Below are 10,397 nucleotides of genomic sequence, written 5' to 3' on the forward strand. Positions count from 1 at the left end.
CGGGCGGAGGCCCCCGGTCGGGCCGAACGGAGCGGGGGCGCGGGGGGGGGGGTGATTTCCGCGCCCGCCCGGCTCTTTCGCGTTCGGCTGTCAGGTCAGCAGTGCGGGATGCCCGCGTGCCCGTTCTGGAGCGCCAGCTCCGTCACATAGCCGTTGTCCGGGCCCCACTGGTCGAGCTGGACCCAGATGTTGCTGGTCCGGTCGCCGACCTGGGCCGGCCCGCCGTCGGTGAAGCAGAGGGCTTCCATGTCGTCGCCGAACTGGACGTCGTCCCAGACCGCGCTGGCGGTGGAAGGCGTCGCCCGGATGTTGGCGTCGTTGATCACATGGACCGGGACGTTCGCCGCCTCGGCCTCGGTGCCGATGGAGTCGGCGGGCTGGGCGCTGGCCGCGGTCGCGCTCAGTCCCATGATCGCCACGGCGGCGATTCCGAGACCGGCCCCCGTCGGGCGTCCACGTACACGCATGGGTCCACTCCCTTGTTCGTCGTGTTGTCGGTGCCGCCGGTCGTGCTCCCCGTGGCGGCCCCCCTCGCGCCGTCCCGACGTCCGCGGATAGCGTCGGCACCATGGCCTCCGACACTCCTGACACCGCCGCCCCCGACTCCGCCGCCCACCCCCGGTTCGCCGACGCCCTGCGCGATCTCGGCCTGGACGTGGAGATCCGCCGCTTCCCCGATGCCACCCGCACCGCCGTCGAGGCGGCCGGGGCGGTCGGCTGCGAGCTGAGCCAGATCGTCAAGTCCCTGGTCTTCGAGGCGGACGGAGCGCCGGTGGTGGTGCTGGTCGACGGCGCGTCAAGGGTCGATGTCGAGCGGGTACGCGGCGAATTGGGCGCCGACGCGGTACGGCGGGCCGACGCCGCGCTCGTCCGGGTGACCACGGGCTACGCCATCGGCGGCGTACCGCCCTTCGGGCACCGCACCCGCACCCGGGTCCTGGCCGACCGACGGCTGCTGGACCACGGAGTCGTATGGGCGGCGGCGGGCACCCCGCACACCGTCTTCGCGCTCGACCCCAAGACGCTGATCGCCCACGCCGAGGGGACCGTGGCGGACGTGCGCGACACCGCCGCGTGACCCCGCTCGTCGCGGCCGCGGTCCTCCTCGCGGCCATCACCCACGCCTCCTGGAACGCGATCGCCCACACCATCCGCGACCAGCTGCTCTCCTTCACCCTGGTGAGCGGTGGCGGAGCGCTGTGCGGGGCGGTGCTGGCCGCCTTCAGCCCGCTGCCCGCGGCGGGCGCCTGGCCGTATCTGATCGCCTCGGCGGCCGTCCACATCGTGTACTACATCCTGCTCATGCGCTCCTTCCACCTGGGCGACTTCGGCCAGATGTACCCCATCGCCCGGGGTACCGCGCCGCTGGTGGTGACCGTGCTCGCCGCGGTCTTCGCCGCCGAGACCCCGGACGCCTGGCAGGCGGCGGGCATCGCGGTGTCCTCGGCGGGGCTGCTGGGCGTGGCCCTGTGGGGCGCCCGGGGCGCACGTAGTACGACCGGTGGCGGCGCCCACGGTCTCGCGCTGGCCGCCGCCGTGGCCACCGGGCTGTCCATCGCCTCGTACACCGTGATCGACGGCCTCGGCGTGCGCGCCTCCGGCACCCCGCTCGGCTACATCGCCTGGCTGATGATCCTGGAGGGGTTCGCCATCCCCGCCTACGCCCTCGCCACCCGCCGCCGCGCCCTCGCCGCGCAGCTCCGCCCGTTCGCCGCGCGCGGTCTGCTCGGCGGGATCCTCTCGGTCGGCGCGTACGGCCTCGTCCTCTGGGCCCAGACCCGCGCCGCCCTCGCCCCGGTCGCCGCCCTCCGCGAGTCGTCCATCATCGTGGGCGCGGCCATCGGCACGCTCTTCTTCAAGGAGCGCTTCGGCGCCCCGCGCATCGCCGCTGCCGGTCTGATGGTGGCGGGCATCGGCCTGATGTGGCATCCGGGCTGAGCGGTCACCCGTCGAGGATGGCCCGGCGCAGTGCCGCGTCGGTCATCGTGATGCCGCCGTCCACGGGGAGGATGACACCAGTGATCCAGGCGGCGTCGGGGGAGGCCAGGAAGGTGATGGCGGCGGCGATGTCGGACGGCTCCCCGACCCGGCGGAGGGGATAGACACCGGCGGCCCGGCGCAGCGCCTCCTCCCGCCCGTCCCAGCCGGGGGTGCGGATGGTGCCGGGAGCGACGAGGTTGACGCGGACGCCACGGGCGGCGGCGTGGCCCGCGAGGGTACGGGTGAGGCTTCCCAGGCCCGCCTTGGCGGCGCTGTAGGCGTGGTTGCCGAAGTCCTGCAAGCCGTTGACGGAGCCGACGTTGACGATCGCGCCACGGCCGTCGGCGGCGGCAAGTTGGGGCAGCGCGGCGCGGGCGCAGCGGAAGGCGCCGCCGAGGGTGATGTCGAGGTCCCGCTGCCACTCGTCGTCCGGCTGGTCCTCGAACAGCGGGGTGTCGTCGTGGCAGGAGTGGGCGTTGTTGACGAGGACGTCGAGCCTGCCGAAACGGGCCACGGCGTGGGCGACGGCCGCCTCGGCGTCGGCCCGCTCGGCGACGTCGCAGGCCAGCCCGTCGGCCTCGCCGCCGTCGGCGCGTATCGACTCGGCGGCGCGGGCGGCCCGTTCCCCGTCGAGGTCGGTGACGAGGACGCGGGCGCCCTCGGCGGCGAAGCGGCGCGCGGTCGCCTCGCCGATGCCACGTCCCGCGCCGGTGACGACGACCGCGTACCCCTCGAATCTGCGCACTTGGTGCTCCTTCCTGACGCGATGTGCCGCGTTCCGGACCGGGCCCGCCGGGTGGCGGGCCCGCCGGAGTCACTGCCCGGGCCGGGAGGAGCGCAGTCGCCGGGTTCCGGCCGATCCCCGTCCGCCGCCGGTCAGTCCGGCCGGGCGGCCGGGGCGCAGCACCTCGGCGACCGCGTCGATCACGGCGCGGCAGATGTCGCGGCCGGTGACGTCGTCGACCTCCGCCAGCTGCTCCGGGCGGACGTCGCCGTCCAGCGGCAGGGCGTCGGGGAGGTGGCGGCGCCAGATCTCGGTGCGGGCCGCGCGGTCGGGGCTGGGGAAGCGCACGTGCCAGACACGGCTGTCGAACGCGGTGTCGTAACCCCCGTGTCGGTGCCACGCTCTCCCCCGTGTTCCCCCCGGAAGAGCCGCCCCCTACGGCTCCCACCTCCGGAAGGATCCCCAGTGTGGACACGGCCGGAACGGCCCGACAGGGCCCCTTGGCCCCACTGACCCGGCGTGTGCGTGCGCGAGAGGGCGCGCGGGCGAGCGCACTACGCCCTCCCCGGGAGCTACCGGAGGGCTACGCCTCCTGGGCCGCCAGGGCCGTCCGTACGGCACGCACCAGGGCCTGCGCCCGCGGGTCAGCCGTGACGCCGCGCCGCATGCCGTTGGTGACGTACGCGAAGCCGATCCGCGTCTCGGGGTCGGCGAAGGCGAGCGAGCCGCCCCGCCCCGGGTGGCCGAAGGAGCCGGGGCCCAGCAGCGGGCAGGCCGGGCCGTGCAGCATGTAGCCGAGCCCGAAGCGGGTCCCGACCACCAGCACCCGGTCCGGCCCCGCGGACTCCTCCGTACGGGCCAGGGTCAGCGTCGCCGGGGCGAAGAGGCGGCCGCCCGAACGGGCCGTACGCGCCGACGGCAGCGGGCCGATCAGCGCCGCGTAGAAGCGGGCCAGCGCGTCGGCGGTGGCGACGCCGCCGGAGGCGGGCAGTCCGGCGGCGAGATAGGCGGGGTCGTTCTCGTCGGGCACCGGGCTGATCGCGCCGAACGCGCGCCGGGTCAGCGACTCGGGGTCGGCGTACGCCTCGGCCACCGACCGCTTGGGCCGCAGCCGCAGCCCCTGCGCGGCGGGCGCGGCCGGTGCCTCCACCGACTCGATCCGGCCGACCCGGTCCAGGTCCTGCTCGGGCAGTCCGAGCCACAGGTCAAGGGCGAGCGGCCGGGCGATCTCCTCCGCGATCCAGCGGCCGATGGTGCGCCCGGTGACGCGCCGCACCAGCTCGCTCAGCAGCCAGCTGTAGGTCTGTGCGTGGTAGCCGTGGGCCGTGCCGGGCTCCCAGTCGGGGCGCTGGGCGGCGACGGCCCGCGGCCCGGATATGCCGTCGATGGCCTCGGCCGGGGTCAGCGGGGTGTCCAGCGTGGGCACCCCGGCGCGGTGGGCGAGCAGATGCCGCACCAGCACCCGTTCCTTGCCGCTCTCCTTGAACTCGGGCCAGTACGTGCCGACCCGGCCGTCCAGGTCGAGCTGGCCGCGCTGGTGGAGCAGCAGCGGTACGGCGGAGGCGACGCCCTTGGTGACGGAGCGGACGACCTGCGCGGTGTCCTGGGCCCACGGCTCGCCGTCGCCCTCCGGGGCCGGTTCCTTCGTACCGCCCCACAGGTCGACCGCCTTCTCGCCGTCCCGGTAGAGGACCATGGCCGCGCCGCGCTCCCCGCGCTTCGCGAAGTTCTCCGCGAAGGCGTCCCGGACCGGTTCGAATCCGTCGGCCACCGTGCCCTGGACGTCCACCACTGATCCGACTCCCACCCTGCCGATCCGACCGTGCTGTACGTCCTTATGGTGCAACGAGCCCGGCCGGGACGTCAGACCGGGGCCTCAGACCGGGGCCGTCACCGAGCGGGGGTCGAAGCCGAAGGGAAGCTCCAGCCGGTGCTCCCGCATCAGTTCCTCGTCGCACAACAATTCCTGCGTACCCCCGTCGGCCGCGATCACTCCCCCGCTGAGCACCACGGACCGCGGGCACAGCTCCAGCGCGTACGGCAGATCGTGGGTGACCATCAGCACGGTGACGTCCAGGGAGCGCAGGATGTCGGCCAGTTCGCGGCGCGAGGCCGGGTCGAGGTTGGAGGAGGGCTCGTCCAGGACGAGGATCTCCGGTTCCATGGCCAGCACGGTCGCCACCGCCACCCGCCGGCGCTGCCCGAAGGACAGGTGGTGCGGCGGCCGGTCGGCGAACTCCGCCATCCCCACCCGGTCCAGGGCCCGGTGGACGCGCTCCGCCAGCTCCGCGCCGCGCATCCCGGCCGCGGCCGGGCCGAACGCCACGTCCTCCCGCACGGTCGGCATGAACAGCTGGTCGTCCGGGTCCTGGAAGACGATGCCCACCCGGCGGCGGATCTCGGCCAGGTTCGGCTTGGTCACGGGCAGCCCGGCGACCGTGACCGATCCGGCGCCCGCCTCCAGGATGCCGTTCAGATGCAGCACGAGGGTGGTCTTGCCCGCCCCGTTGGGGCCGAGCAGCGCGACCCGCTCGCCGCGGGCCACGGTCAGCTCGACGCCGAAGAGCGCCTGGTGGCCGTCGGGGTAGGCGTAGGCGAGGCCGGACACCTGGAGGGACGGCGGGGCGGTGGTCATGTGAGCATCCATCCGGTCAGGCAGACCGCGAGCGCGGTCAGCGGAAGTGCGGCGGCGTAACGCCACTGTGCACGGGACGCGGTCACCTCGTCGATCACCGGCATCGTGCCCGTGTAGCCACGGCTCAGCATCGCCAGATGGACCCGTTCGCCCCGCTCGTAGGACCGGATGAACAGCGCTCCGGCCGACTTCGCGAGCACGCCCCACTGCCGCACCCCGCGCGCCTCGAAGCCGCGCGAGCGGCGGGCGATCCGCATCCGGCGCATCTCGTCGGTGATGACGTCCCCGTAGCGGATCATGAACGACGCGATCTGTACCAGCAGCGGCGGCATCCGCAGCCGCTGGAGCCCCAGCAGCAGGGCCCGCAGCTCGGTCGTGGACGCCAGGACGACGGACGCGGCGACCCCGAGTGTGCCCTTGGCCAGGATGTTCCACGCGCCCCACAGCCCGGACTGGCTGAGCGACAGCCCGAGTACGTCCACCCGCGCGCCCTCGGCGACGAACGGCATCAGCACGGCGAACGCCACGAACGGGATCTCGATGAGCAGCCGCTTCAGCAGAAACCCGGCCGGGATGCGGGCCGTCGCCGCCACCGCGGCCAGCAGCACGGCGTACAGGCCGAACGCCCAGACCGCCTCGCGGGGTGTCGCGACGACGATCAGGACGAAGCAGAAGACGGCGGCGATCTTGCAGTGCGGGGGAAGGGTGTGGACCGGTGAGCGGCCCGCCCGGTAGAGCGTATGCGCGTGTCCCGCGCCCATCTCCTCAGCCCGCCTCGGTCTCGGCGCCGGCCCGGCGGCGCCGTACGACGACGAAGACCCCGGTGCCCACGGCGAGCGTCGCGCCGACCCCGATCACCCCGGCGAGGCCGCCGGAGAGCCGGGCGTCGGAGATGTCCTTGATGCCGTAGTCGGCCAGCGGGGAGTCCTTGGCGGCGTGGTCCTCGGTCTTCTGGTCGATGCCCTGGTCGTGGGCGACCTTCTCCAGCCCGTCGGGGCTGGCGGAGGCGTAGAAGCTGACGACGCCCGCGCACAGCAGCGCGGCCCCGAGGCCCACCGCCCACACCCGGCGCGCGGATCGCCGCGGGGTGGGGGCGGGTGCGGTGGCGGCCTCGCTCGCTGGCGCCGCCGTGACCGTACGGGCGGCTGCGGGCACGGCGGCCCCGGCTTCGGCGGGCGATGCCGGGGCCGGGGTGCGCACCGGGGCACCGGTGCGGATCTCCAGGCGGCGCGCGGTCACGCCCCGCGCGCCGTGGACGAGATCCGGCCGTACGGCCATCACGGCGCCGACCGTCAGGGCCGTGATCGCCGCCTCGCCGATGCCGATCAGCACATGCACGCCGACCATCGCCGTGAAGACCTTTCCGATCGCCACGTCCGTCGTGCCGCCCAGCGCGAAGATGGCGGTGAAGGCGACGGCGGCGGCCGGAACGGAGACCAGGGCGGCCAGGAAGGACGCGACGGTGACCGTGCGGGGGCGGTTCGGGGCGAGTTTGAGGACGGTGCGGAAGATCCCGTAGGCCACGACCGTGGTGACGACCGCCATGTCCGTGATGTTGACGCCGAGCGCGGTGAGGCCGCCGTCCGCGAAGAGGACGCCCTGCATGAGCAGCACCACGGAGACGCACAGCACGCCCGTATAGGGGCCGACGAGGATCGCGGCCAGCGCCCCGCCGAGCAGATGCCCGCTGGTGCCAGCGGCGACGGGGAAGTTCAGCATCTGGACGGCGAAGATGAACGCCGCGACCAGCCCGGCGAGCGGCGCGGCCTGCTCGTCGAGTTCGCGCCGCGCACCGCGCAGGCTGACCGCGACCGCGGCGGCGGCGACGGCACCGGTCGCCACCGACACCGGGGCGTCGATGAATCCATCGGGGACATGCATGGCGGGGCTCCGCTCCTGAGCTGCGGGTATCCGCTCGATGGTGACCTACCTGCACATCGTTCGCAAGAACGCCTGGTCCGCGAAAGCGCCGACGGCGGCCCTTCCGCCTGGGAAGAGCCGCCGCCGGAGCGTGCGTTGACCTCGTGCTTCGGCCTCGTGCGCCGCCGATTACACCCGGCTCAGCTCCGGGTCCTTGTCCTTGGCGTTCTTGGCCTCCGCGCCCTGCCCCGCCGGGGTGTCCGCGAGCTGCTCGCGCAGCCCCTCGCCCTCGACGTCCACGTTCGGCAGCGCCTTGTCGAGCCAGCGCGGCAGCCACCAGGCGGCCTTGCCGAGCAGCGCCAGCACCGCCGGGACGATGGCCATGCGGACCACGAAGGCGTCGAAGAGGACCGCCGTGGCCAGACCGAAGCCGATCATCTTCACCATCGCCTCGGACGAGCCGATGAAGCCGGCGAAGACGCTGATCATGATGACGGCGGCCGCGGTGACCACCCGGGCACCGTGCCGGAAGCCGGTGACGACGGCCTGGCCGGGGCGCTCGCCGTGGATGTACGCCTCGCGCATCCGGGTCACGAGGAAGACCTCGTAGTCCATGGCAAGACCGAACACCACGCCGATCATGAAGATCGGCATCATGCTCATGATCGGGCCGGTCTCCTCGACGCCGAACAGATCCGCGGCCCAGCCCCACTGGAAGACCGCGACCACCGCGCCGAGCGCCGCGACGACGGACAGCAGGAAGCCGAGCGCCGCCTTGAGCGGGACCAGAATCGACCGGAAGACGATCATCAGCAGCAGGAAGGCCAGCCCGACGACCAGCGCCAGATACGGCACCAGCGCGTCGTTCAGCTTCTGCGAGATGTCGATGTTCATCGCCGTCTGACCGGTCACCAGCACCTCGGCACCGGTGTCGGACTTGAACGAGCCCGCCTCGTCGCGGATGTCGGCGACGACCTTCTCGGTGTCGACGCTGCTCGGCTTGTACTTCGGCACGACGGTGAGCATCGCGGTGTCACCGGACTTGTTGAACGTCGCCGGGGTGACGGCCGCGACGCCCTTGAGACCGGCGATGGTCTTGCTGACCTCCTTGACCGCGGCCTTGGGGTCGTCGCTGCCCTTGGTGTCGGCGACCACCATCAGCGGACCGTTGAAGCCCGGGCCGAAGCCGTCGGAGATCATGTCGTACGCCTGCCGCTTCTGGCTGCTGACCGGCTGCGAACCGTCGTCCGGCAGCCCCAGCTCCAGGCTCAGCGCGGGCACCGCTGCGGCACCCAGGCCGAGCACGCCGAGCAGCAGCACCGCCACCGGGCGGCGCAGCACGAACCGGGCCCAGCGGGTGCCCATGTTGGGCTTCTCCTCCGCCCGCGCGCCCTCCGCGGCAGCCGAGGCCGCCTCCTCCATCCGCTTGCGCGCCTTGCGCCCGTACACCCGCTTGCCCGCGAAGCCCAGCAGCGCGGGGATGAGACTGATCGCGATGAGGACGGCGATGACCACCGTCCCGGCCGCGGCGAAGCCCATCTTGGACAGCATCGGGATGTTGACGACCGCGAGCCCGACCAGCGCGATGACGACGGTGAGACCGGCGAAGACGACCGCGGAACCCGCGGTGCCCACCGCCCGCCCGGCGGCCTCCTCGCGCTCCCGGCCCTCGGCCAGTTCGGCGCGGTAGCGGGAGACGATGAAGAGCGCGTAGTCGATGCCGACCGCGAGGCCGATCATCATCGCCAGCGTCGAGGTCGTCGTGGACAGCCCGAGGGTGGTGGCGAGCGCGGTGATCCCGGAGATACCGATGCCGACGCCGATGAGCGCGGTCAGCAGCGGCAGCCCGGCGGCCACCAGCGAGCCGAAGGTGATGGCGAGGACGATCGCGGAGATGACGATGCCGATGACCTCGGTGGAACCGGTCTCGGGCATCTCCTGGAGCGCGTCACCGCCGATCGCCACCTTGAGATCGGACGCCTGCGCCTTCTCCCCGGCCTCCTTCAGGCCGTCCTTGGCGGTGTCCTCCAGCTCCATGGCGTTGACCTTGTAGCTGGTCAGGATGTACGCCGTGGTGCCGTCCTTGGAGACGGCCCGCGCCTGGAAGGGGTCGGCGACCGAGGCGACCTGCGGAGAGCTGGCCTTGAGGTCGGCGACGGTCTTCGTGACCACGGCCTTGTTGTCCGGGTCGGTCATCTTCTCGCCCTGGGGCGCGCGGAAGACGACCCGGGCGGTGGCGCCGTCGGCGCTGCCACCGGGGAAACGCTTCTCCAGGAGGTCGAACGCCTTCTGGGCCTCGGTGCCCGGGATGGAGAAGCTGTCGTTGGCGGGGGGCGAGGCGGTCGCGGCGCCGACACCGGCGACGGCCAGGAGCGCCACCCATATCAGGGCGACGAACCGGCGTCGCCGGAAGGCGAATCGACCGAGTTTGTAGAGGAACGTGGCCACGAGGAGAGGTGCTCCCGTCGAGTCGGTGTCACTGCTGGCAGATGTGCGTGACCTGACCGGCGACGAGAGCGGCGCGCCGGCTGGGTCCGTATGGGGTTGTGCGGGGATGGGGTGGTGCGGAGATGGGGAAGGTCAGAGGCCGAGGGCGGGGAGGACCACGGCGTCGATGTATTCGCTGAGGTAGGCGACGTCCGGCTCTTCGCCGTCGATCAGCGACCGGGCGACGAGGGCACCGAGCATCATGTGCACGACGTAACCCAGGGCGGGTCTGTCCGGAGCCACTTCCCCCCGGTCGACGGCACGCCGCAGCAGTGCCTCGAGGGCGGCCACCTCGGGATCGATCAGCAGCTCCCGGAGGGCCTGGTGAAGGTCCGGATTGGTGTGGACGGCCTGGGCGAGCCCCCTCATCAGGGCCGCGTCCCGCTCCCGGGCGCTGTCGGTGCACCGCACGATCTCGTGCAGGTCGCCGCGCAGCGATCCGGTGTCGATGTCCTGGAGCGAGACGGGCTTGGTGTGCCGCAGCGCGGAGGCCACCAGCTGCGGTTTACTCTTCCACTGGCGGTAGAGCGTGGCCTTGCTGGAGTGCGTGCGCGCGGCGACGGCGTCCATGGTCAACGCGTCGTAACCGACCTCCCCGAGCAGCTCGACCACGGCCTCGTACAGCTCACCCTCCCGCTCGGGGGACAGCCTGCTGCGGCGCACCCTGGTCGTGGGCCGGTCCTCGACCGACTGGTCGGCGGGCTGAGCCGT

At 73.1% G+C, this 10,397-nt stretch carries 11 protein-coding genes; 2 read left to right on the forward strand and 9 right to left on the reverse strand.

Annotation, left to right across the window (positions count from 1 at the left end):
* Positions 1 to 95: 95 nt before the first annotated feature.
* The gene (locus tag ACH4TL_RS04465; RefSeq protein WP_398312298.1) at positions 96 to 467 is read right to left on the reverse strand and encodes a hypothetical protein; all 372 of its coding nucleotides are present in this window, start codon (positions 465 to 467) and stop codon (positions 96 to 98) included.
* Positions 468 to 568: 101 nt separating this feature from the next.
* Here ACH4TL_RS04465 and ACH4TL_RS04470 point away from each other — a divergent pair, with 101 nt between their 5' ends.
* Both ACH4TL_RS04470 and ACH4TL_RS04475 read left to right on the forward strand, forming a co-directional pair.
* A complete protein-coding gene (locus ACH4TL_RS04470; RefSeq protein WP_398312295.1) occupies positions 569 to 1,078 on the forward strand; it encodes a YbaK/EbsC family protein in 510 nt (169 codons plus the stop codon).
* Positions 1,075 to 1,938, forward strand: coding sequence for an EamA family transporter (locus ACH4TL_RS04475; RefSeq protein WP_398312292.1), 864 nt, complete (start codon positions 1,075 to 1,077; stop codon positions 1,936 to 1,938). Before ACH4TL_RS04470 ends, ACH4TL_RS04475 begins: the two co-directional genes overlap by 4 nt.
* Before the next feature lie 4 nt (positions 1,939 to 1,942).
* On the opposite strand, the gene ACH4TL_RS04480 is transcribed toward ACH4TL_RS04475, so the two are convergent.
* The 8 genes from ACH4TL_RS04480 to ACH4TL_RS04515 form a co-directional block, all read right to left on the reverse strand.
* The gene (locus tag ACH4TL_RS04480; protein ID WP_398312289.1) at positions 1,943 to 2,725 is read right to left on the reverse strand and encodes an SDR family NAD(P)-dependent oxidoreductase; all 783 of its coding nucleotides are present in this window, start codon (positions 2,723 to 2,725) and stop codon (positions 1,943 to 1,945) included.
* Between the two features lie 69 nt (positions 2,726 to 2,794).
* A complete protein-coding gene (locus ACH4TL_RS04485) occupies positions 2,795 to 3,052 on the reverse strand; it encodes a hypothetical protein (RefSeq protein WP_398312286.1) in 258 nt (85 codons plus the stop codon).
* 235 nt (positions 3,053 to 3,287) lie between these two features.
* Positions 3,288 to 4,496: a serine hydrolase domain-containing protein gene (locus tag ACH4TL_RS04490; protein ID WP_398313678.1), complete on the reverse strand. Its 1,209-nt coding sequence runs from the start codon at positions 4,494 to 4,496 to the stop codon at positions 3,288 to 3,290.
* 84 nt (positions 4,497 to 4,580) lie between these two features.
* Positions 4,581 to 5,339, reverse strand: a complete 759-nt coding sequence (locus ACH4TL_RS04495; RefSeq protein WP_398312284.1) for an energy-coupling factor ABC transporter ATP-binding protein — start codon at positions 5,337 to 5,339, stop codon at positions 4,581 to 4,583.
* Positions 5,336 to 6,100 (reverse strand): cobalt ECF transporter T component CbiQ, encoded by a 765-nt coding sequence (gene cbiQ / locus ACH4TL_RS04500; RefSeq protein ID WP_398312281.1) that lies wholly within the window; start codon positions 6,098 to 6,100, stop codon positions 5,336 to 5,338. The genes ACH4TL_RS04495 and cbiQ overlap by 4 nt, the downstream gene beginning before the upstream one ends.
* Positions 6,101 to 6,104: 4 nt before the next feature.
* Positions 6,105 to 7,220 carry an energy-coupling factor ABC transporter permease gene (locus tag ACH4TL_RS04505; RefSeq protein WP_398312278.1) on the reverse strand — a complete coding sequence of 372 codons (1,116 nt, stop codon included), beginning with the start codon at positions 7,218 to 7,220 and terminating at the stop codon, positions 6,105 to 6,107.
* A gap of 168 nt (positions 7,221 to 7,388) precedes the next feature.
* A complete protein-coding gene (locus tag ACH4TL_RS04510) occupies positions 7,389 to 9,647 on the reverse strand; it encodes an MMPL family transporter (protein WP_398312274.1) in 2,259 nt (752 codons plus the stop codon).
* A gap of 132 nt (positions 9,648 to 9,779) precedes the next feature.
* A complete protein-coding gene (locus ACH4TL_RS04515; RefSeq protein ID WP_398313676.1) occupies positions 9,780 to 10,349 on the reverse strand; it encodes a TetR/AcrR family transcriptional regulator in 570 nt (189 codons plus the stop codon).
* Between the last annotated feature and the right edge of the window lie 48 nt (positions 10,350 to 10,397).

Origin of the sequence: Streptomyces sp. NPDC021115 (assembly GCF_044333065.1) — a bacterium.
GTDB lineage: Bacteria > Actinomycetota > Actinomycetes > Streptomycetales > Streptomycetaceae > Streptomyces.